This is a genomic window from Pseudomonas sp. HS6 (assembly GCF_023375815.1).
Classification (GTDB): Bacteria; Pseudomonadota; Gammaproteobacteria; order Pseudomonadales; family Pseudomonadaceae; genus Aquipseudomonas.
Genome location: NZ_CP067412.1, coordinates 292,096 through 313,824, shown reverse-complemented (window position 1 = coordinate 313,824; position 21,729 = coordinate 292,096). Strand labels below are relative to the sequence as shown.

At 61.2% G+C, this 21,729-nt stretch carries 27 protein-coding genes; all 27 read left to right on the top strand.

Translation table 11 applies throughout. From position 1 onward, the window contains the following. The 27 genes from JJN09_RS01570 (at nucleotide 1) to recA (ending at nucleotide 21,726) form a co-directional block, all read left to right on the top strand. Complete coding sequence (locus JJN09_RS01570; protein ID WP_249485166.1) at nucleotides 1-1,029, top strand: phage late control D family protein; 1,029 nt, start codon at nucleotides 1-3, stop codon at nucleotides 1,027-1,029. A gap of 61 nt (nucleotides 1,030-1,090) precedes the next feature. Further along, nucleotides 1,091-1,675: a hypothetical protein gene (locus tag JJN09_RS01565; RefSeq protein WP_249485165.1), complete on the top strand. Its 585-nt coding sequence runs from the start codon at nucleotides 1,091-1,093 to the stop codon at nucleotides 1,673-1,675. Further along, nucleotides 1,672-1,851, top strand: a complete 180-nt coding sequence (locus JJN09_RS01560) for a DUF2635 domain-containing protein (RefSeq protein ID WP_007954893.1) — start codon at nucleotides 1,672-1,674, stop codon at nucleotides 1,849-1,851. The genes JJN09_RS01565 and JJN09_RS01560 overlap by 4 nt, the downstream gene beginning before the upstream one ends. Beyond that, entirely contained in the window at nucleotides 1,851-3,347 is a 1,497-nt protein-coding gene (locus tag JJN09_RS01555) for a phage tail sheath subtilisin-like domain-containing protein (RefSeq protein ID WP_249485164.1), read from the top strand. The genes JJN09_RS01560 and JJN09_RS01555 overlap by 1 nt, the downstream gene beginning before the upstream one ends. Before the next feature lie 67 nt (nucleotides 3,348-3,414). Then, nucleotides 3,415-3,762, top strand: a complete 348-nt coding sequence (locus tag JJN09_RS01550) for a phage tail tube protein (protein ID WP_249485163.1) — start codon at nucleotides 3,415-3,417, stop codon at nucleotides 3,760-3,762. Continuing rightward, a complete protein-coding gene (locus JJN09_RS01545) occupies nucleotides 3,759-4,055 on the top strand; it encodes a phage tail assembly protein (RefSeq protein ID WP_003222226.1) in 297 nt (98 codons plus the stop codon). The genes JJN09_RS01550 and JJN09_RS01545 overlap by 4 nt, the downstream gene beginning before the upstream one ends. 130 nt (nucleotides 4,056-4,185) lie before the next feature. Next, the gene (locus JJN09_RS01540) at nucleotides 4,186-6,294 is read left to right on the top strand and encodes an apolipoprotein A1/A4/E family protein (RefSeq protein WP_249485162.1); all 2,109 of its coding nucleotides are present in this window, start codon (nucleotides 4,186-4,188) and stop codon (nucleotides 6,292-6,294) included. Beyond that, nucleotides 6,281-7,516, top strand: a complete 1,236-nt coding sequence (locus JJN09_RS01535) for a DNA circularization protein (RefSeq protein ID WP_102621401.1) — start codon at nucleotides 6,281-6,283, stop codon at nucleotides 7,514-7,516. The genes JJN09_RS01540 and JJN09_RS01535 overlap by 14 nt, the downstream gene beginning before the upstream one ends. A gap of 3 nt (nucleotides 7,517-7,519) precedes the next feature. After that, nucleotides 7,520-8,563: a phage baseplate assembly protein gene (locus JJN09_RS01530; protein WP_249485161.1), complete on the top strand. Its 1,044-nt coding sequence runs from the start codon at nucleotides 7,520-7,522 to the stop codon at nucleotides 8,561-8,563. Between the two features lie 28 nt (nucleotides 8,564-8,591). Then, nucleotides 8,592-9,101 carry a phage baseplate assembly protein V gene (locus JJN09_RS01525; protein ID WP_249485160.1) on the top strand — a complete coding sequence of 170 codons (510 nt, stop codon included), beginning with the start codon at nucleotides 8,592-8,594 and terminating at the stop codon, nucleotides 9,099-9,101. Further along, nucleotides 9,101-9,499 (top strand): phage GP46 family protein, encoded by a 399-nt coding sequence (locus JJN09_RS01520; RefSeq protein ID WP_085729851.1) that lies wholly within the window; start codon nucleotides 9,101-9,103, stop codon nucleotides 9,497-9,499. The genes JJN09_RS01525 and JJN09_RS01520 overlap by 1 nt, the downstream gene beginning before the upstream one ends. Then, complete coding sequence (locus JJN09_RS01515; RefSeq protein ID WP_249485159.1) at nucleotides 9,489-10,535, top strand: baseplate J/gp47 family protein; 1,047 nt, start codon at nucleotides 9,489-9,491, stop codon at nucleotides 10,533-10,535. The genes JJN09_RS01520 and JJN09_RS01515 overlap by 11 nt, the downstream gene beginning before the upstream one ends. Continuing rightward, nucleotides 10,523-11,122, top strand: coding sequence for a YmfQ family protein (locus tag JJN09_RS01510; RefSeq protein ID WP_249485158.1), 600 nt, complete (start codon nucleotides 10,523-10,525; stop codon nucleotides 11,120-11,122). The genes JJN09_RS01515 and JJN09_RS01510 overlap by 13 nt, the downstream gene beginning before the upstream one ends. Nucleotides 11,123-11,133: 11 nt before the next feature. Further along, entirely contained in the window at nucleotides 11,134-12,291 is a 1,158-nt protein-coding gene (locus JJN09_RS01505; RefSeq protein ID WP_249485157.1) for a phage tail protein, read from the top strand. After that, nucleotides 12,288-12,803: a phage tail protein gene (locus JJN09_RS01500; protein WP_249485156.1), complete on the top strand. Its 516-nt coding sequence runs from the start codon at nucleotides 12,288-12,290 to the stop codon at nucleotides 12,801-12,803. The genes JJN09_RS01505 and JJN09_RS01500 overlap by 4 nt, the downstream gene beginning before the upstream one ends. Before the next feature lie 140 nt (nucleotides 12,804-12,943). Further along, on the top strand, nucleotides 12,944-14,038 hold the full coding sequence (locus JJN09_RS01495) for a phage tail protein (RefSeq protein ID WP_249485155.1): 1,095 nt from the start codon (nucleotides 12,944-12,946) through the stop codon (nucleotides 14,036-14,038). A gap of 7 nt (nucleotides 14,039-14,045) precedes the next feature. Next, complete coding sequence (locus JJN09_RS01490) at nucleotides 14,046-14,612, top strand: tail fiber assembly protein (RefSeq protein WP_249485154.1); 567 nt, start codon at nucleotides 14,046-14,048, stop codon at nucleotides 14,610-14,612. A 22-nt stretch (nucleotides 14,613-14,634) separates the two neighbouring features. Next, nucleotides 14,635-15,561: a hypothetical protein gene (locus JJN09_RS01485; RefSeq protein WP_249485153.1), complete on the top strand. Its 927-nt coding sequence runs from the start codon at nucleotides 14,635-14,637 to the stop codon at nucleotides 15,559-15,561. After that, on the top strand, nucleotides 15,561-16,028 hold the full coding sequence (locus tag JJN09_RS01480) for a phage tail assembly chaperone (protein ID WP_249485152.1): 468 nt from the start codon (nucleotides 15,561-15,563) through the stop codon (nucleotides 16,026-16,028). The genes JJN09_RS01485 and JJN09_RS01480 overlap by 1 nt, the downstream gene beginning before the upstream one ends. A gap of 41 nt (nucleotides 16,029-16,069) precedes the next feature. Further along, nucleotides 16,070-16,990, top strand: coding sequence for a phage tail protein (locus JJN09_RS01475; RefSeq protein WP_249485151.1), 921 nt, complete (start codon nucleotides 16,070-16,072; stop codon nucleotides 16,988-16,990). A 2-nt stretch (nucleotides 16,991-16,992) separates the two neighbouring features. Next, nucleotides 16,993-17,433: a phage tail assembly chaperone gene (locus JJN09_RS01470; protein WP_249485150.1), complete on the top strand. Its 441-nt coding sequence runs from the start codon at nucleotides 16,993-16,995 to the stop codon at nucleotides 17,431-17,433. A gap of 46 nt (nucleotides 17,434-17,479) precedes the next feature. Continuing rightward, on the top strand, nucleotides 17,480-18,679 hold the full coding sequence (locus JJN09_RS01465; RefSeq protein ID WP_249485149.1) for a carbohydrate-binding protein CenC: 1,200 nt from the start codon (nucleotides 17,480-17,482) through the stop codon (nucleotides 18,677-18,679). An 8-nt stretch (nucleotides 18,680-18,687) separates the two neighbouring features. After that, a complete protein-coding gene (locus tag JJN09_RS01460; protein WP_249485148.1) occupies nucleotides 18,688-18,906 on the top strand; it encodes a hypothetical protein in 219 nt (72 codons plus the stop codon). Between the two features lie 33 nt (nucleotides 18,907-18,939). Then, the gene (locus JJN09_RS01455) at nucleotides 18,940-19,503 is read left to right on the top strand and encodes a glycoside hydrolase family 19 protein (protein WP_249485147.1); all 564 of its coding nucleotides are present in this window, start codon (nucleotides 18,940-18,942) and stop codon (nucleotides 19,501-19,503) included. Then, nucleotides 19,485-20,015: a lysis system i-spanin subunit Rz gene (locus JJN09_RS01450; protein WP_249485146.1), complete on the top strand. Its 531-nt coding sequence runs from the start codon at nucleotides 19,485-19,487 to the stop codon at nucleotides 20,013-20,015. Before JJN09_RS01455 ends, JJN09_RS01450 begins: the two co-directional genes overlap by 19 nt. 68 nt (nucleotides 20,016-20,083) lie before the next feature. Then, nucleotides 20,084-20,584, top strand: a complete 501-nt coding sequence (locus JJN09_RS01445; protein ID WP_249485145.1) for a CinA family protein — start codon at nucleotides 20,084-20,086, stop codon at nucleotides 20,582-20,584. Between the two features lie 83 nt (nucleotides 20,585-20,667). Beyond that, nucleotides 20,668-21,726: a recombinase RecA gene (recA, locus tag JJN09_RS01440; RefSeq protein WP_249485144.1), complete on the top strand. Its 1,059-nt coding sequence runs from the start codon at nucleotides 20,668-20,670 to the stop codon at nucleotides 21,724-21,726. Nucleotides 21,727-21,729 lie beyond the last annotated feature (3 nt).

Sequence of the window (21,729 nt, the reverse complement as noted above, 5' to 3'; positions counted from 1 at the left end):
ATGACACAGGGATTTACGCCGACGATTGAAATCTACGGGGCCCACGAGGCCCTGCTGAATCAGCGCCTGATCAGTTGGGAACACATCGATGCCGCCGGGATGGAGTCCGATCAACTAACGCTGGTGATCGACCTGGAAGGCCTTGAAGGCTTGCCGACCCTGGGCGGGAAAATTGGTTTGCGGGTCGGCTATCTGGAGTCCGGGCTGGTCGAAAAGGGCCAGTTCAGGATCACTCGATTGACACCGACGCTGTTCCCGCTGCGCCTGACGCTGGTCGCTACGGCCGCGCCTTTCAGTGGCAAGGACGAGACCGGATTCAGGGAACGACGCACGGCCAGCCACGGGCCCACAACCCTTGGTGAACTGTTTGGCAAACTGGTCTCGCCGCATGGTTTTTCGCCGCGCGTCGATCCCGAACTGGCGTTGATCAGGATCGCTCATGTCGACCAGTCGAACGAAACCGACATGAGCTTCATCACGCGACTGGCGCGCAAATACGACGCGGTTGCCAAACCGGTCAACGAACTTTACGTACTGGCGAAACCGGCGCAGCTCAAAAACTTTTCAGGCCAGGTGATACCCGACGTCAGGCTTTCGGTGACCAGCAACAATCGGCCGGGCGATCACGCCTTCATCAGCGCCACGCTGGAAGAGACTGCCCGCACCCAGAATCAGGGTTGTAAAACCTGCTGTTGGGACCTCGATGCCGGCAAGCAGGTGGAGGTGAAAACCGGCAAGGAGCCCTACAAGGTCGTTCGTCAGAAACAGGCCAGTGTGGAGGAAGCCAAAGCCATCGGCGAAGCCGAAGTGCGCAAGATGCTGCGCGAGAAATACATGCTGAAGATCACCTGCCCGGGCGATCCGCTGCTGGTAGCGGAAGGTCTGTTGGTGCTCGATGACACCTGGCCGGACTTCATGCGCGGTCGCTGGTCGATTGAAAAAGTCACCGCCAGTGGCAAGCGCGAAGAAAGCTATCGCTGCCTGATCGAAGCGAAGGGCCAGGACTCCCAGGCGAAAGCCAAGGACTGATCCCTCGATCTCACCGCCACACTCATCACTGTGGCCACTCACAAAACCTGGAACGCTCCCAATGAAGATCTCCCCGATCCTCACGCAGCTGCGTGCGCAATGCCCAAGCCTTGCCGGCCATATTTCGACAGGTATTGACCTGACGCTTCTGCAAGGCGACCCGAATCTGCCGACGCCCTCGGCCCACGTTTTACCGCTGGCTGACGTGGCCAGCGCCAGCACCGCACAGAACTCCGCCAGCCAACCGATTCGCGACCGCTTCGAAATCGTCCTGGTGCTTGATGCCACTGACGCCACAAAAGCGCTGGATCTGTTGCACGACCTGCGCGCCGAAGTGTGGCGGGCGCTGGTGGGTTTCAAGCCCGGTTCCGACTACAGCGCCATCGTTTATGACGGCGGCGAAACGGTCTCGATCAACAGCAGCCGCGCGTTCTACCGGCTGCGCTTTTTTGCCGAGTTCCAGCTGGGCCGCAATCTGCCAAGTCAGCCTGCGGAAAGTTGGCACGAACGTGAACTGGACGGTTTGTCGTCCTTTACCGGGGTCACCGTGCGGGTCGATGCGATCGACCCGGCCGACCCCAACCTGAAACACCCCGGCCCTGACGGGCGCGTGGAAATGACTTTCTCTGGAGACGTAACCCCATGAGCAACCGCATCACCGTAGTGCCGGCCGCCGGCCGTGCCGTGCCGGACCCGGAAGCAGGCGACCTGCTGCCACTGGAAGGCCGTGAAGTGCTGGACAGCGCCTGGTGGCGCCGGCGTCTGGCCGACGGCGATATCACCCTCAAAACCGCAACAGCTAAACAAAAGGGAGCCAAATAATGGCGATCGGATTCAGCAACATCCCTGCGGACATTCGTGTACCGCTGTTCTATGCCGAAATGGACAACTCGGCCGCCAATAGCGCGTCCTCGTCCATGCGCCGCCTGATCGTGGCGCAGGTCAACGACAATATCGCCCCGAGCGAAGTCGGCAAACTGGTGCTGGTTTCCAGCGTGGCACTGGCCAAGAGCATTGGCGGCCAGGGCTCGATGCTGGCCTCGATGTACGAGACCTTCCGCAAGGCCGACCCGATCGGTGAGATCTGGTGCCTGCCGTTGCACAACGCCACCGGCGCCATCGCCAAAGGCGTGCTGACCCTGACCGGCACCGCGACTCAGGCTGGTGTGCTCAATCTGTATGTCGGCGGCGTCCGTGTACAGGCCACCGTGGTCAACGGTGCCACTGCTGCTCAGGCGGCTACCGCCCTGGCGCAGAAAATCAACGCCACCGCCGATCTGCCGGTGAGCGCTGCCGCCGCTGAAGGCGTGGTCACCCTGAACGCCAAATGGACTGGCGAGAGCGGCAATGACATCAGCCTGCAATTCAATCGCCTGGGCAAGAGCAACGGCGAAGAAACGCCTGCGGGCCTGACCACTGCCGTCACCGCCATGACCGGCGGCGTCGGTGTACCGGATCAAGTGGCTGCCGTTGCAGCACTGGGTGACGAGCCGTTCGAATTCATCGCGCTGCCATGGTCCGACCTGGCCACCCTCAACACCTGGCAAGCAGTGATGGACGACAGCACCGGTCGCTGGTCGTGGGCCAAGCAACTGTTCGGTCACGTCTACAGCGCCAAGCGCGGCACCGTTGGCACCTTGGTGGCGGCCGGTCAGGCTCGCAATGACCAGCACATGACCATTCAGGCGCTGGAGCCGGGCGTTCCGCAACCAGTATGGGTACAAGCCGCGGCACTGGCTGCGCGCACGTCGGTGTTCATCTCGGCTGACGCCAGCCGTCCGACCCAGAGCGGCAGCCTGCCAGGTGTCGATCCGGCCCCGGCCAGCGAGCGCTTCACCCTGACCGAGCGTCAGTCGCTGCTCAACTACGGCATCGCCACCGCGTACTACGAAGGCGGCTACGTGCGCATCCAGCGTTCGATCACCACCTACCAGAAGAACGCTTACGGCCAGGCCGACAACTCGTACCTGGACAGCGAAACCATGCACCAGTCGGCGTTCATCGTGCGTCGTCTGCAAAGCGTGATCACCAGCAAATACGGTCGCCACAAACTGGCCTCCGACGGCACCCGTTTTGGCGCCGGCCAGCCGATCGTCACCCCGGCGACCATTCGCGGTGAGCTGATCGCCCAGTACGCCAAGCTCGAACTGGAAGGTCACGTGGAAAACGCCGAGCTGTTCGCCGAGCACCTGATCGTCGAGCGCGACGTGCAGGACCCGAGCCGCGTGAACGTGCTGTTCCCGCCTGATTACATCAACGGTCTGCGCGTGTTCGCACTGCTCAACCAGTTCCGTCTGCAGTACGACGACGTCGCCTGATCGGCCCGTTTGACGCTGTGATTTCAGCCCACCTCGCGTGGGCTTTTTATTTGAAGGGAGTAACACCATGGGTCAACTGATTGCAGGCACCTGCTACGTCAAGGTCGACGGTGCACAACTGACCATCAATGGCGGCTGCGAAGCCCCGCTGATGGCCGTCAAACGCGAAACCGTCGTACCGGGTTTCTACAAGGAAACCGACATCGCGCCGTCGTTCAAGGTGACCGCGCTGCACACCCCGGACTTTCCGCTGAAGAAGCTGATCGAAGGCACCGACATTACCGTCACCTGCGAATTCAGCAACGGCAAAGTCTACGTACTGGCCGGTGCCTACCTGGTCGAAGAGCCAGTCTCCAAAGGCGATGACGCCACCATCGAACTGAAATTCGAAGGCATCAAGGGGACCTGGCAATGAGCGGCGCCGTGAAGCTTCAGGTTGCGATCGAAGCTCACGGCGAGCCCCTGACCGAACTCGTCCTGCGCCGTCCGACGGTGCAGGAGGTGCGAGCGATCAAGGCGCTGCCGTACAAGATCGACAAGAGCGAAGAAGTCAGCCTCGACATGGACGTGGCGGCCAAATACATCGCCGTGTGCGCCGGCATTCCGCCGTCGTCGGTCAACCAGCTGGATCTGGCTGACCTCAACGCGCTGAGCTGGGCCGTTGCGAGTTTTTTCATGAGTGCGGCGTCGGAGCCATCACCGACCTGATTTCGGTCGCCTATGACCTGGCCTGGTTCTGGAAGGTTGACCCCGAACAGATGATGGCCAGGCCACTGGATGTGCTCCGCGAATCGCTGGAGCACGCGCAACGGATCAATGCGATGCAGCAGGTGCAGTGATGGCTAATACACAATTGAGCCTGATCCCGCAGAACTTCCCCGTCACGGTCAACATGCTCGTGGTGCTCAAGGGCGCCGAGAAGATGGAGGCCGAGATGAAAGGGCTGCGCGGCAAGGTCGCGGCATTCAAGAAAAGCATGGAAGACAGCGGCCTCGAGCCGCTGGACGTCGCCGGATTCATCTCCGAAGGTGGCCTGCTCAAGCCGTTTCAGGATGGCATCAAGAAAGCCATCGAGGCGCAGGATGCGCTGGCGAAAAAAGTCCGGGCGAACAAGGGGCTGAAAGTCCCCAAGGTTGTCCACGGCGAAACCTCGGCCAACCTCGAGAAATTCAACGAGGCGCTGGACAAGATTTCGCTGAATATCGGCCAGGCGCTGTTGCCGGCCGTCAACGGCATCGTCACGGCGCTGACACCAGTGATCACCTCGGTTGGTCAGTTCGTCGCGAACAACCCGTACCTCGTCGAGGGACTGGCGGCAGCGGCGGTGGCGTTCACGGTGGTGACGGTCGGGGCGATGGGGCTGGTCGCGGTGTTGGGGATCCTGACGTCACCGATCGGCCTGATTGCGGCGGCCATTGCGGCGGCGGTGGCGCTGATCGTGATTGGAGCGCGGCTGATTACCGACAACTGGGCGTCGATCAGTGGATTCTTCAGCGAGACCTGGCAGTCGGTCAGTGATGCAACCCATCGCGGTATCGACAAGGTGCAGAAAGGCTGGGACGAGATGGCCACGGGCGCGAAGCTGAAATTCGACTCGATGCAAGCCTCGGCCAAACAGAAGTGGGAGGAAATGAAGGCTGACGCCGTTGCCGGTGCCAGTCGTCTTGCAGAGGGCGCGTCCGCCCGCCTGGATGCCTTCGGGGCGAAGATGGGCGAGCTGTGGGATTCCGCTGGCGCTGTCATCAAGGATTACTGGAACGAAGCAGTCGCCGGTAGCGTCGCCGGTCTTGAGGCACTGAAGGCCAATCTGTACACCTCGCCGAAGGCGAAACTGGCCGAAGTCTGGGGTTCGACTCAAACGGTGTTCAGCGAATTCTGGGACAGTGCGGCGGCCAAAGCCGCGACCGGCATGGAAACGCTGAAAGCCAATCTGTACACCTCGCCGAAGGCGAAACTGGCCGAAGTCTGGGATTCGACTCAAACGGTGTTCAGCGAATTCTGGGACAGTGCGGCGGCCAAAGCCGCGACCGGCATGGAAGCACTGAAGGCCAATCTGTACACCTCGCCCAAGGCGAAACTGGCCGAAGTCTGGGATTCCACGCAAACGGTGTTCAGCGGATTCTGGAATCGTGCAGCCACCAGCGCGACGACCGGTTGGGCCACGCTCAAGGCAACGTTCGATGGCTCGCTGGCGGAGAGATTTTCCGGCGTGTGGGGTTCGGCTCTGGGGATGTTCACCGGTGTGCTGGACAACCTGAAAGCCATCGCTTCAGCCGGGTGGGAGCAACTGAAGTCAACGTTCTCCTGGTCGCCGTTTGCCCTGATTCAAAGCAACTGGCAACCGCTGGGCGAGGTCTTTTCCGCGCTCTGGGATGTGTTGCGGGCGAGTGCGCTGACGCTGAAAAGCGAGTTCCAGAACCTGTTCAACTTCTCGCCGATGGCGTCGGCGATGGCGCAGTGGGATGGTTTGAAGGGTTACTTTTCCGGTTTATGGGCATCGTTAACGACAGATGCACTATCGGTCGCGAACGCCTTTGGCACATTGTTCAGTCAATCGCCGATGGAATCGATCAAGCAAGCCTGGGAGCCAATCCTCGGCTGGTTCAGCGAGCTGTGGGCAAAGCTGCAGAGTGTCGTCGCACCGATCCGGGAATTGCTCAATGGCAATCTTTCCGGTGTTGTGGCGACGATCACCGGGCAATCCCCGGCGGCCGCTTCCGGCACGTCAGCAATGACCAGTTCGTTGCCGCAGTCCTCCAGCGCACTGATCCAGCAAAGCGCCGCCAATAACCGCACGCAACTCGAAGGCGGCCTGACGGTGCGCTTCGAAAATGCACCGGCGGGGTTGCGCACCGATCAACCGCAAACCAATCAACCGGGGCTGGCGCTCAGTTCGCGCATCGGCTATCGCTCGCTATCGGCAGGAGGTTCCAATGAACTGGCGTGACCGTTTGTTGCCGGCATCCTTTCGGGGTGTCGGCTTCTGGATCGACCAGGCGAAAACCCCGGTCGGTCGCAAGGGGCAGTTGCACGAATATCCGCAACGCGATCTGCCGTTTTTCGAGGACCTCGGCCAGCAGGCCAAGACCCACGACCTGACGGCGTTCATCATCGGTGCCGATTGCCTGGAGCAGCGCGACAAACTGCTCCAGGCGCTGGAACAAGGCAGCGGCGAACTGGTGCATCCATGGCTGGGGCGCCTGCAGGTCAAGGTCGGCGAGTGCGACATGACCCACACCCGCCAGGACGGCGGGATGGTGACCTTCACTCTGAAGTTCTACCCGGACCGGCCGCTGCCGTTTCCGACAGCGACGGTCAGCACGCAAAAAGTCCTGCTGATCAAGGCCGACGGTTTGCTCGGCTCGGCGGTGGCGCGCTTCGAACAAGCAATGACTCTGATCAAGGCAGCGCGGATCGGCATCGCCAATCTGCGCAACAGCCTCACCGGCGTGTACGACGTGATCAAGGAGCAGCTCAAACCGCTGATCGCGCAGTACAAGCAAATCACCGAACTGGTCAGGGCCGTCAAGGAACTGCCCAAGGAAGTGGCAGCGGAATTCAAAGGTCTGCTCGGCGATATCAAGGAGCTGAAGGAGTTCGCGAAGGAGGGCTACCGTGGCGTGATTGCCGACGTGTCCCAACAACTCGAAGCCATCCGCAAGGCCGATGCACCGAAAATCACCACCGGCAAGGACACCAATGCCGCCGCGCAAGCGATGGCCAACCTGGTGCAAGACACGCTGATTGTGAAAGTGGCGCAGTGGGTTGCCTCGATGCCGGTGGCCTCTACGCCGGTAAAACTGAACTCGACCCCCTCGCTGGACCAACAATCGAAGCAGCCGATCACACGCCAGGAAGTCCCGGTCACCGACGATCTGCAAGCGCTGCAGAAAGAATTGAGCGAAGCGCTGCAAAAGGCCCAGGACAAGGCCGACCCCGCGCACTACCAGGCCATCGCCGATGTGAAGGAAGCGCTGATCGCGCACCTCAAGGCTGTGGCTTCGTCCGGTGTGCGACTGGTCAGTAAAACCTTCCAGGAAACCTTTCCGGCGGTGGTCGTGGCCTACAAGCAGTTTGGCGATGCCACCCGTGTGACGGAGGTCATTCAGCGCAACGGTCTGTCTCATCCGAGCTTCTCACCCAACGAAGTCAAAGTTTCCAGGGAGTGAGCCATGAACGAGACTGACAACCGCGTGACGCTGACCGTCGGCGACATGGAATACGGCGGCTGGAAAAGCGTGCAGATCACTGCGGACCTGGAGCGCCAGTTCCGCACCTTCAAACTCGACATCACCTGGCAATGGCCGGGGCAGACCGTGGATCAGCGGATCAAGGCCGGCGACCCGTGCGAAGTGCGGATCGGCAAGGATCTGGTGCTAACCGGTTATGTGTTCAAGGCGCCGATCAGCTATGACGGTCGGCAGATCAGCCTGAGCATCGAGGGCAGTTCCAAGACCCAGGATCTGGTCGATTGTGCGGCGCGAAACAACCCCGGCCAATGGCAGGATCAGTCGCTGTTGAACATCGTCCAGGCCCTGGCCATGGAGTACGCGTTGATGGTGGTCAACGAAATTCCCGAGACCGCACGCCTGAGCAAACACACGATCGTGCCGGGTGAAACGGCGTTCCAGTCCATCGACCGTTTGCTCTCGCTGTACCGGGTGTTTTCCACCGATGACGCCGAAGGCCGGCTGGTGCTCGCCAAACCGGGCAGCGGCGGCCGCGCCAGCGATGCACTAGAGCTGGGCAAGAACATTCTCTCGGCCAATGCACCGATGGATTACAGCCAGGTGTTCTCCGAATACCGGGTGATCGGCCAGCATAAGGGCAACGACAAGAAGAGCGGGGCAGCGGTCAGCGAAGTGGAGTCGGTGGCCGCCGACCTGAGCTTCAAGCGCCGGCGTACCACGATCATCAACGAAGGCTCGCAACTGACCTTCGAACTGGCCCAGCAACGGGCCCAATGGGAAAGCGCCACGCGCATGGGCCGGGCGCTGACTACCACGTATCAGGTGCAGGGCTGGCGTCAGTCCAATGGCGATCTGTGGCGTCACAACACGCTGGTGCGGGTCAAGGATCCGGTACTCGGGTTCGATGAAGACATGCTGATTTCCAAGGTGACGTACTCGCTGTCGGCGCAAGGCTCGGTCACCACGCTGCAAGTGGCGCCGCCGCATACCTTCGACGCGAATCCTTCGCCGCCGAAAAAAGCCTGAGCCCGACACCACCCTCCAAGGAAACCCTATGAGCCTACTGACACGCCTGCTGGCGCGCGGCACTGTCGTGCTCGCCAGTTCGGCCTCCAAGCTGCAATCGCTGCAAATGCGCCTCACCGCCGGTGAAGTGAACGACGACATGGAGCACTTCGAACCCTACGGCTTCACCAGCCATCCGCTGGCCGGTGCCGAAGGCGTCGTCACGTTTCTGGGCGGTGACCGTTCCCACGCCATCGCCCTGGTCGTCGCCGACCGCCGTTATCGCCTGCAATCGCTGGCGGCCGGCGAAGTGGCGATCTACACCGACGAAGGCGACAAGATCCACTTCAAGCGCGGGCGGATCATCGACATCGAAACCTCCACCCTCAACATCCGCGCCAGCACCGCCGTGAACTTCGAGACGCCGGTGATCAACCAGACCGGCAAGATCGTTTCCAAAGGCGATCAAGTGGCCGGTAGCATCAGCCAGATCAAGCACGTGCACGTTGGCGTGCAGGCGGGCAGTGGCCAGACCGGCGCGCCGGCGGGAGGTCAGTGATGCTCTTCAGTCAAAACCTTCACGCCGCGCTGACCCGCGCCGTGCTGATCAGCCTGTTCACCTGGCGCCGCGCGGCCGACGACGATGCCCTCGACGACGAGGAGCGTTACGGCTGGTGGGGCGACACCTTTCCGACCGTAGCCGACGACCGCATCGGTTCGCGGTTGTGGCTGCTGCGCCGGGTCAAACTGACCCGCCAGACCCAGATGGACGCCGAGTTCTATGCCCGCGAAGCCTTGCAATGGCTGATCGACGACGGCCATTGCAGCGCCATCGACATCATCAGCGAACGCCTCGACGCCCAGCGCCTGAACCTGCGTACGGTCCTGACCCTGGCCGACGGCGAACGTCTGGACATCAACCCCGATAACAGTTGGCAGGTGATCTATGCCGTTTGAAACCCCTTCGCTGCCGGTGCTGATCAAGCGCACCCAAAGCGACCTGGCCGGCGATTCGCTGCGCCAGTCCGATGCGCAAGTCCTGGCCCGTACACTCGGCGGCGCCGCGTATGGCCTGTACGGCTATCTCGACTGGATTGCCGAGCAGATCCTGCCCGACACCGCCGATGAATCGACCCTGGAACGCATCGCCGCGCTGCGCCTGAACCAGCCGCGCAAACCGGCGCAAGTGGCCACCGGCAACGTCAGCTTCAACGCGACGGCGGGCGCGGTGCTGGATGTCGATACCTTGTTGCAGTCGAGCGACGGTCGCACCTTCAAAGTCACCGCCGCGCGCACCACCGTCAATGGTGTTAACAGCACCTCCATTGCAGCGCTTGATGCCGGCAGCCTGGGCAATGCCGAGGCCGGTCTGGCGCTGACGCCGGTGCAGCCGATTACCGGTGTGGTCGGCAGCAGCTTTGTGGTGCTGGCGCCGGGGCTCAACGGTGGGGTGGCACGGGAAAGCCTGGAGTCGCTGCGCTCGCGGGTGATTCGCTCCTATCGCGTCATCCCCCACGGCGGTTCGGCCAGCGATTACGAGACCTGGGCACTGGAAGTGCCGGGCGTGACTCGCGCCTGGTGCCGTGGCGGCCTGCTCGGACCGGGCACGGTGACAGTGTTCATCATGCGTGATGATGATCCACAACCGGTGCCCAACGACGAACAGTTGGCGGAAGTTCAGGACTACATCGAACCGTTGCGTCCGGTGACGGCGGAAGTGCATGTGCAGCGACCGATTCAAGTGCCTGTGGTGTATCGCTTCAAGAGTGTCAACCCGGACACCACCGCTGTGCGCGCTGCCATCGAAGCGCAACTGCGTGACCTGCACAACCGTGAAGCCGATCTGGGTGTGCCGTTGCTGATCAGCCATATCCGCGAAGCCATCAGCAGCGCCGGTGGTGAGTACGATCACATCTTGACCGCACCGGCCGCTGACGTGTCTGCCGCTAAAAGCGAATTGCTCACGTTCGGAGGATGCGTATGGGGGGCATAAGAACCGCCGCGCAATACCAGGCGCAGCTTCGAGCACTGCTGCCCAGTGGGCCGGCATGGGATCCGGAGCGGGTGCCGGAGCTTGAGGAAGTGCTGCAGGGCGTCGCCGTCGAACTGGCACGCCTCGATGCTCGCGCCGCCGACCTGCTCAACGAGATGGACCCGGCCGGCGTCAGCGAACTGGTGCCGGACTGGGAACAGGTGATGAACCTGCCCGACCCGTGCCTGGGCGCAACGCCGCTGTTCGATGACCGACGCCTCGCCGTGCGCCGCCGCTTGCTGGCCGTCGGCAGCCAGGCCATCGGTTACTACCTGGAAATCGCCAGAAGCCAGGGTTACCCCAACGCCACCATCACCGAGCTCGAAGCCCCGCGCATGGGCCGTTCGCGTTTCGGCGCCGCGCATTGGGGCACCTGGGAAGCGCAGTTCATGTGGACGCTCAACACCGGCGGCCGCCTGCTGCTCGGCCGGCGTTTCGGTGCGAGTTACTGGGGCGAGCGCTTCGGCGTCAATCCGGGCTCGGCGCTCGAATGCATGATCCACCGGGCGGCACCGGCGCATACCAAGGTGCACATCAACTATGACTAGGGAATAACGCAATGGATTATCCGAAGAGTGTGCCCAGCGCCGGTCTGGTGAATGGGAAGTTTGTCGATGAAAACCCGCTGACCGGCACGCCGGGGTCGTTGATTCCGGCGGACTGGGGCAACAGTGTCACGCAGGAAATTCTCAGCGTGATCAAGGCTGGGGATCTGACCCCGGACGAGAAGAAATACGATCAGTTGTTGCAGGCGATTCAGACGGTGACGGCCAAGGGCTGGAATCAGGATCTGGCGTTGCCGTTGGCGGCGTTGCCTTTGCCGACCGTTGCCACGACGGATGCGCGGATGCCGATCACTCCGGCTGCGGCTTCGACCAGCGGCGGGCGGGTATCGGTGCCGGCGGGTATCTACGTCAGTATTGGCCAGGAAGTGGTGGCCGGTCAGTTGGGACGCTCTCGCACTTGCGTGACCCCGGCCTGGAGCAGCGCTGACCTGTTGCCCAGCTCCCACTACTTTCTGCGGGCGCAGGTGATTGGCGGTGTACTGAGTTTCTATACCCAGCGCGGGACTATCTATGACGTGACGCCGGACTCCCTGAAGGGCACGCTCAACGGTGCTGCCGGCGGTGGTTTCCAGAGTTCTGTGCTGGACATATGTCTGGCCTGGGTGGTCACTGGCGCGCCAGGTTCGGTGCCGGCGGTGCGCGCGATCTACAACCGGGCACGCCTGACCTGGACGCAGACGCTCAACGGCACGGGGGCAGTGTTTCTGCCGCTGGATCCTCATGCCCGCGCTGCACGGCTGGTGGTGGGTAACCCGACGCCTTCGTCGACCGCCATTACGACGGTTGCGTTTCCTTCAACTGGATGGGCGGGCGGCAACTACAGCTACCTTTCGCCCGTATCAACAGGCGTTTTCAATAATGCAGGGGGCTGGAATCCTGCCACTGCACAACCGTGCGTCATCTTCACTAGCAACATCGTCAATGACGTTACGGTCTCGACACTGACCGCCAGTTTCGATCACGCCAATGTGCGCTCGCTCTGGCAGTCCTATCAGGCCGAACACAACTTGGCACAGGCCAGCGCCGACAGCGATGAACTGTTGCTGAGCATGGGCATCAAGAGCCATCCGGTGACCGATTACATCGCCGGTATTCCGATCAACTTTAGCGAAGCTGTGAACGTGCAGCTGTCGTGGGAGCTCATTCGATGATCGTTATTCAGGAACTTCATCAGATCGATGGCGAGTTGCGTCCTGCGCAACCATCCGCCGCCCACGACTGGGACGGTGAGCAGTGGGTCGTCAATCCCGAGAAAGTCGCGCTGCTGGAACAGCAGGAAACCGAACGCCTGTGCACCCGGGTCGATGCCGTCGCCGACAGCGCCCGCACCGCGCTGGCCGGTGATCCGCTCAAAGCCCTCGAGTACGCCCAGGCGGCCATCGATGCTCAGGCCTTTCAGGACGCCGGTTACCCGAAAAAGGAAGTGCCGTTGTCCGTCGCTGCCTGGGTTGCCAAGGGCCGGTCGGCGAAACAGTCGGCCGAGCAGATCCTCGACAAGGCTGCCCAACTCAGCGAGAACCTGCTGACCCTGCGAACCGTGCGCCTGAAAGCCAAGAGCCAGATCCGTGCGTACGCGAACAAGAGCCAGATGGATCAGGCTCGCGCTGCCGCCGATGAGGCGCTGCAGGCCATTCGTGAACTGACGGCCAACTCGAACCTGTAATCGCAACACGCTTCACCCAAGCCCACTTCGTTGTGGGCTTTTTATTTTCAGGAACAGAAGCGTTTGCGCCCGCCGTTGAACAAGCCAAAAGCCCGCGTGCAGCCACGTTTCATTTTTCATTCAAGAGGAACGAACATCCAATGGATTATCCAAAGAGCGTCCCCAGCGTCGGCCTGGTCAATGGCCGCTTCGTCGATGAAAACCCGGTGGCGGGAACCCCCGGGTCGTTGATACCGGCGGTTTGGGGCAACGGCGTTACACAAGAGATTCTCAACGTGATCACCGGCGCCGGGATGACTGCCGCCGAGGCTGATACCGGGCAGTTGTTCAAGGCCATTCAGTCGATTGTCGGTAACGCCAGTCCGATGCGTTCGGTAGTCACGCGGCTGGCGGCTTCCAAGACGCTGGCCGACTCGGAGCTGGGCCTGGTACTGATCGATGGCGGTTCCAGTGCCGTGACGGTGACGTTGCCGCCGGCGAACGCCTCGCTGGGTATACGCGATGTGATTGTTCGGCGCATGGACAACAGCGGCAACCGCTTGATCGTTCAGGCGTCGGGTTCCGACCGCATTCGTTTTCACACTCACCTGTCACCCAGCGGCTACCCGTTTCTGGTGTTGATGGGCGGCGGCGACTGGTGGCAGTTGCGCAGCGATGCTGCCGGTAGCTGGTGGCCGGTCGGTCGATTTGACAACACCCCCCTTGGCCGGCCGTTTTTCGAGACGACAACGTTGCTCAGCCCCGGTGGTTACGGCGCGCTCAACGGCACGGTCATGAAGCGTGTCGAGTGGCCGTGGCTGTGGGATCACGCTCAGCTATCCGGAATGTTGGGCACCGAAGCCGCGCGCGCGGGCAACGAAGGTAAATGGACGTCGGGCGATGGCGCGGCGACCTTCCGTGGGCCGGAAGGGCGAGGCGAGTTTTTACGGGTTCTGGACGAGGGCCGTGGCGTGGATACAGGTCGTGCCATGGGCTCCTTTCAGGTCGGGTCGACTCATTCGTATGCCATGGGTGCAAATGGTGCAGGGGCGGTTGGGGCGTGGTGGTCGGACGCCCTGACGGGTTTCGGTGCCGATACCCGCGAAGAACCCCAATACGTGTCTGGACTAATCAACGGTGGCCCTGTCTTCCCCGCCGGTACGAGCTACCAGCGAGATACTGCCAATGCGCTGCTATTAGCCTTCAAGTCTCGCCCTCGCAACATCGCCTATCCCGGCCGTATCAAACTCATCTGAGGTGCCTATGTTCAATTATCTGTTTGACGGCTCGGGCGCCTTGTCCGGGCCTGTCGAGTTTTTCGTGACGCCCGGTATCGGTATTCAACTGCCCAGCAACGCGGTTGAGTTGTCGTTTGAATTACCCGCGCCTGAAACCGGTCGCATCTGGGCGTTGATCAATGGTGTACCGCGAGAGGTGATTGATCGACGTGGTCCGGTCTTTCGCAAGGAGGGTGGCGGGCAACAGATCTGGAATGAGTTGGGCGAGTTACCCGATACCTTGACAGCGCAGCCTTGGCCCGGGGAATTCCACGTGTGGCGCGAAAACGCCTGGCAACCGGATCAGCAAGCCCGATTGCTCAACATCAGCCAGCAGGCGCTGGAAAAGCGCGACACGCTGCTTCGCGACGCAGTGCTGCGCATTGCGCCTCTGCAATACGCCGAAGACATCGGCGATGCCAGCCACGACGAACAACTGCATTTGATCGAATGGAAACTCTACAGCGTCGAGCTGAACCGCATCGAAAAACAGGCCGGTTTCCCGGAAGAAATCACTTGGCCGGCTGTGCCCGGCGCAACCGTAACCCGCTGATTACCGCACAGGGAGCAGTGCAATGGATTATCCGAAAAGCATCCCCGGCGTCGGCCTGGTCGACGGTGGTTTTATCGATGAAAACCCGGTTGCCGGCACGCCCGGATCGTTGATCCCCGCCGCCTGGGGCAACAGTGTCACGCAAGAAATTCTCAATGCCATCAAGGCTGCCGGACTGACGCCGGATGAGACGAAAACCAACCAATTGGCAACGGCCATTGGCGCGCTGGTCGACTTTACCAAACTGAAGAACACCCCGACCACGCTGGCAGGCTACGGCATCACCGATGCCGTGGGACGGTTGCTGGCGGTCCGGCAGATCGACGCGGTCGGCATCACGGTTTACAAGCCGAACCCGAGAGCCAAGCGGATTCGCGTGCGGCTGGTCGGGGCGGGTGGATCGGGTGGGGGATGTGCGCTTGTAGCCGCAACTTATCAAAGCCTCGGCGGCGGTGGTGGTGCAGGGGCTTATGGCGAAAGCCTGTTCGATGTGACGGCGGAGATGCAGGCCGGCGTTCCTGTTTCACTGGGCGCCGGTGGTGCTGCACGCACTGCGATGGGCGTGTCGGGCGGCGGTGCCTCCTTCGGCAGCTACATGAGCGTTGCGGGAGGTGCCGGTGGGCAAAGCCTGTCGATCGTGCTGACGGGAACTTCGTCCGGTTGTGTTCAGGGCGGTACGGGTGGGCAATCGGTTTCTGGCGGGAATCTTACTGGTGCGCGTGGTCAGCCAGGTGGTTATGCCATGAGCAATGCCAACTGGGGTCTGCTGTCGGGCTACGGTGGTGCAAGCCAGTTTGATGGAGGGGCTCCGTTCACAGGGGCAAATATGAATGCCAACTCGGGTTCCCGTGGTTCGGGTGGTGGCGGGGCTTGCTCCAACAGCGCATCCGTTGCGTATCCGGGTGGGGTGGGCGGTAACGCTTTCTGTGAAATCTGGGAGTACGAGTAATGGCCCGTTATGCACGTATTGAAAACGGTGTCGCGGTCGAAGTGATCGACACCGGTGACTTCGCGATCGAGCAACTGTTCGCACCTGCTTTCGTCGCGGCGATGGTGCCGGTGCCCGTTGGCACGAATATCGAAATCGGCGCGCGAATGGTCGAGACACCTCCCGCTGTCGAGCCTGCATACGAACCGCAAACCCCTGCTGTCACCACGCTCTCCGTATTCGAAGACAACGAGCCTCTGATGGCGGAGCGTACCTGGCGTCAGTCCGCACTGGCTACCACCGAATGGCGGGTCACCCGCCATCGCGACGAGCAGGAACTGGGACGCGGGACAACACTCAAGGCCCAGCAATATCTGGAACTGCTCGAGTACCGCCAGGCCTTGCGCGACTGGCCAGACTCCGGCGCATTTCCTTCCTCCGTTTCGCGGCCATCAGCGCCGCATTGGCTGGCCGGTCAGACTGGCTGACGCCATCACGCAACCCAAGTTTTCAGATAAGGAGATAAACCTTGGACTATCCCAAGAGTGTGCCCAGCGTCGGGCTGGTCAATGGACAGTTTGCCGATGAGGAACCGATCGCCGGAAAACCCGGCTCGCTGATTCCGGCGGCGTGGGGCAATGGCGTCACGCAGGAAATTCTCAGTGTCGTCCAGGCCGCCGGCATGACGCCGAACGAGGGGAACACTCATCAACTGCTAGACGCATTGCGCAGCCCGGCGTTGTTCACGACAGCTGCACAATTTGATGTCAGTCGCTCTGCCGCAACCGCCGAGTTTGTTCAGCGGGCGCTGGGCAGCTCCGCCAGTTCGCGTGGTATTTCCGGTGCAGCCCAACTGACGGTGGCCGATGTCGGCTGTTCGATCGGCCTGGGCGGAATTGCTGCTTACACGGTGACGCTGCCGGACGCGGTTCCGCTGCCCAGCGGCGCAACGATCCGCCTGCATTGTCGCAACGTGGCAGGGATCACCGTTGCCAGTAAAACCGGTACGCAGATCAGTCCCCAGGGGGCCTATCTGGGTTCGATCACGATGAACGCCGGCGAGAGTGCGACCTTTGTCCGGGAATCCGGTGTCTGGGTGGTTTATGGCACCGCCGCGCTGAAATATTCGGCGGCCTACGGGGCTCAGTTCGCTACGACGGGCTGGCAGAAATTTCCCAGCGGTTTGATCGTGCAGTGGGTGGTAGGGGGCTCCGATGCAAATGGCAACATGACGGTGTCGTTGCCGACGATGTTTCCCAATGCGGTCCTCGGTGGTATCGCGAACGAGGCCAACCCGGCGGGTTGGGGCACCGCCAACGTGACTGTCTGGGCGTTCGACCTGGGAGCTTCCAATACAACCACGGCTGTTGCCAGGGTTCGCAGTGTTCTGGCGTCAAGCGTGAAGCCCGACCCGGGAATTTCAGGACGCATATTGGTTTGGGGGCGATAACCATGACTATTTACTTTTACGCACAGACACGCGGATTCCATCTGGTCGACAGCCCCTATCCGGAACCGCCTGAAGGGGCTGTGGAAATCACCCGTGCCCAATACGCCGAACTGTTTGCCGGACAGGCAACGGGCAAGGTCATCAGCGCCAGTGCCAGCGGGCAACCCGTACTGATCGATCCGGTCATCTCCCCTGAGGTTGCGGTCAGTCATGAACGCGCATGGCGCAATGCTGTTCTTCGTGACACCCAATGGCTGGTATGGCGTGACGCGGAAGAGCTGGAAGTCGGCGAGGGCACGACGCTGCGCACTGAAGAGTTCAAACAGCTACTCGCCTATCGGCAGGCATTGCGCGACTGGCCCGATGATCCGGAGTTTCCGGATGCGCGCGCCCGCCCGGTAGAGCCGGATTGGCTGGAAGGTCTGCTGCGAGCAAACAACTGAGCGGATTGCCCGATGTGGCAAAACCGGACTATCAAGGAAAACCATTATGGACTACCCAAAAAGTGTTCCGGGGTCAGGTTTGGTCGACGGCAGATTCGTCGACGAAGACGCGATCGCCGGCACCCCTGGATCGCTGATTCCTGCGAGCTGGGGCAACAGCGTTACTCAGGAAATTCTCGGCGCGATTACCGCCGCCGGTCTTAAGCCTGACGAGCAGCAGACCGATCAATTGGCGCAGGCGATTCGTCAATTGGCGAAGCCCGATCCGCTGCAACAATTTCCGGTGCAGGTGTATCGCCGGAACGTACTGATCAATGGCGGGTTTGATATCTGGCAACGCGGTCCAACCAACCTCGGGCCAAACATTGGCGGCTATGTGGCTGATCGCTTTCGCTGCGACTGGAATGGCAGTGCAGGAGTCGCCATATCTCAGCAGGGTTTTGCACCCGGTCAAACTGAAGTTGCCGATGAACCGCAGTTTTTTCTGCGTTGGCAGCAGACTCAGGTGGGAGCTGGAGCCACGATCCACAGAATCTCCCAGGCTATCGAATCGGTACGAACCCTGGCAGGCAAAACCGCTACCGTAACATTCTGGGCGCGGTCCGATGCGGCACGGCAGCTGAGAGTGTCGGTCACTCAGAACTTCGGTACCGCAGGTTCCGAGTCTGTTGAAAAAACGGTCGATGTCTTTCAACTGGGCACGTCGTGGAAGAAGTACAGCGCGTCATTTCGCCTGCCAGGTATTGCCGGGAAGATGCTGGGGGCCAACAACTTCGTGAGGCTTGCGTTCGACTTGCCATTGAATGTTTTGCAGACCGTGGATCTGGCGCAGATCCAAATGGAGGAGGGGCCGGTATCCACACCTTTCGAGTATCGTCCAGTGGCTGAAGAGTTGATGCTTTGCCAGCGTTACTTCGAGAAGTCCTTTGCCACTTGGTTACCGGTCCGGGCGAACAATGGCTCCAACACCTGCATTTCAACGTTCACGCAAGCGGCGCCTGCTAATAGCGGTCAGTTCGCGATGACGACAGGCATGTTGGTGCAAAAGAGGGTGTTACCTACCGTCGTCATGTATTGCCCTGGCAATACCAGCAATCAAGTATGGAATCAGGCCGTGGGGCCATGTACCGGCAGTGTTCTGCAGGGATTGACGGAGCGCGCCATTTCGTTTGCCACCGTTACTCCGGTCGGCAGCTTGCCCGGCCAGACCTTGCAGATCGAATGGACTGCCGACGCTGAACTTTAGGAGAAACAATGAGTTATCAATTGACCGCCAGCGGCGTTCTTCGTCTGAGCGACCTGGCATATGTTCCACAGGATCCTTCCAATAGGGATTGGCTGGAATATCAAGCGTGGCTTTTGTCCGGGGGCCAGGTGTTGCCCTTGAATGAAGCATTGGAGGAATCTGCACCGAACAGCACCCTGACAACTCTGGCAAAAAAATGGCTGGGGGGCGTTGGCCGCCAATCATGATTCAATCGGCGCATCCAGGGAGGATCAAGCATTATGCAAATTACTGAAGACAACTTACTCAACATCATGCCCAACGCCCGCCGACAAGCGGGCGTTTTTGTTTCACCGCTAAACGATGCCATGGCTCGCCATCGCATAGACGCGCCCAAGCGTATCGCCGCGTTTCTCGCTCAGATCGGACATGAGTCCGGCCAATTGCAGTACGTGCGTGAGTTGGGCAACAACCAGTACCTGAGCAAGTACGACACCGGTACGCTGGCCTTGCGTCTGGGCAATACACCGGAAGCCGATGGCGACGGGCAGAAGTATCGCGGCCGCGGGCTGATCCAGATCACCGGTCGCACCAGCTATCGCCAGTGCAGCCTCGGGCTGTTCGGCGATGAACGACTGCTGGCGTTGCCGGAGTTGCTGGAACAACCGCAATGGGCGGCTGAGTCTGCCGCGTGGTTCTGGGAACAGAACGGCCTGAACGCACTGGCCGACCGTGATGAGTTCAACAGCATCACCCGGCGTATCAACGGCGGGTTGAACGGTTTGCAGGATCGGCTTGAGCTTTGGGGACGGGCGAGGGCGGTGCTATGCCTGCCTTCAGTCTGAATACCTGGCGGCTGATTGGCGTAGTGTTGCTGGCTGCGGGGGCAGCGGCGCTGGCCTGGCAGTTTCAGGACTGGCGCTACGGCCGACAACTGGCCGAGCAGGCCCGGCTGCACGCTGAAACCCTCAACCAAATGACCCTGGTGGCCGCCACTGCGCAACAGGCCGAGCAGGACAAGCGTCTGGCCCTGGAGCAACGGCTCGCGGCCAGTGAACAAACCCACTATCGAGCACTCAGCGATGCCCAACGTGATCAGGATCGCCTGCGCGATCGCCTTGCCACTGCTGATCTGCGCCTGTCAGTCCTCATCGATGCAGGCGACGCCGCCCAAGGCTGCGGTGTGCCAGCCGCCTCCGGCGCCGGCGGCGTGGATCATGCAACCGTACGCGCCCGACTTGACCCGGCGCATGCTCAACGAATTGTCGCCATCACCGGCGAAGGCGACCGCGGACTGATTGCCCTCCAAGCCTGTCAGGCCTATATCAGAGCGCTGGCGCCTGCACATTTTGAATGAGTCTGTGTATTGAAAGCGCAACCGGCTCGTGTACGGTGGTACGCATTCCATCCGATCCGGAGCGCGCCGTGAAAGAAATCACTCAATTGGCGGCCGAACTTGGCCGACGCCTGCAATTGCTCAACGCCCACGTCACCACCGCCGAGTCCTGCACCGGTGGCGGGATTGCCGAAGCCATCACCCGGATCCCTGGGAGCTCGGCGTGGTTCGAGGCCGGTTATGTCACGTATTCCAACCGACAGAAAACCCAGCAGTTGAATGTGCCGGCGGATCTGTTTCCCACGGTCGGTGCAGTCAGTCGCGAGGTGGTCGAGGCCATGACGCGCGGCGCCCAGGAAAAAAGCCGAGCACGATTTGCCGTGGCGGTCAGCGGCGTGGCCGGGCCGGACGGCGGTTCGCCGAACAAACCGGTGGGCACGGTGTGGCTGGCCTGGGGGGTGGGTGATGCGGTTTCCAGTGAGGTTCAGCACTTCCCCGGCAACCGCGACGAAGTCCGCCGACAAACGGTGAAGGCCGCGCTAGAGGGGCTCCTGCGACTAGCGGCACGAGAAATCGAAAATCAGGGGTAGGCGATCCGCAAACGCTGTGGAATAATACTGGCTACTTATACAGGTGTTGGCCGTCAGGCCTTATTGATTACGTGAGGACTTTAATGGACGACAACAAGAAGAAAGCCTTGGCTGCGGCCCTGGGTCAGATCGAACGTCAATTCGGCAAGGGTGCCGTAATGCGTATGGGCGATCAGGATCGTCAGGCGATCCCGGCCATTTCTACCGGCTCTCTGGGTCTGGACATCGCGCTCGGCATCGGCGGCCTGCCAAAAGGTCGTATTGTTGAAATCTACGGTCCTGAATCTTCCGGTAAAACCACACTGACGCTGTCGGTGATCGCCCAGGCCCAGAAGGCCGGCGCGACCTGCGCATTCGTCGACGCCGAACACGCCCTCGACCCTGAGTATGCCGGCAAACTGGGCGTCAACGTCGACGACCTGCTGGTTTCCCAGCCGGACACCGGCGAACAGGCCCTGGAAATCACCGACATGCTGGTGCGCTCCAACGCCGTTGACGTGATCATCGTCGACTCCGTGGCTGCACTGGTACCGAAGGCTGAAATCGAAGGCGAAATGGGTGACATGCACGTGGGCCTGCAAGCCCGTCTGATGTCCCAGGCGCTGCGTAAAATCACCGGTAACATCAAGAACGCCAACTGCCTGGTGATCTTCATCAACCAGATCCGCATGAAGATCGGCGTGATGTTCGGCAGCCCGGAAACCACCACCGGTGGTAACGCGCTGAAGTTCTACGCTTCGGTTCGTCTCGACATCCGCCGTACCGGCGCGGTGAAGGAAGGCGACGAAGTGGTCGGCAGCGAAACCCGCGTCAAGGTTGTAAAGAACAAGGTGGCTTCGCCGTTCCGTCAGGCCGAGTTCCAGATTCTTTATGGCAAGGGCATCTACCTGAACGGCGAGATGATCGACCTGGGCGTGCTGCACGGTTTCGTTGAGAAGTCCGGCGCCTGGTATGCCTACGAAGGCACCAAGATCGGTCAGGGCAAGGCCAACTCGGCCAAGTTCCTGGCAGACAACCCGGAAGTCGCTGCCAAGCTCGAGAAGCAACTGCGTGACAAGTTGCTGACGCCGACAGTGATCGCCGACTCCAAGACGTCTGCGGTCAAAGAGACCGAAGACGACCTGGCTGACGCTGACATCTGATTG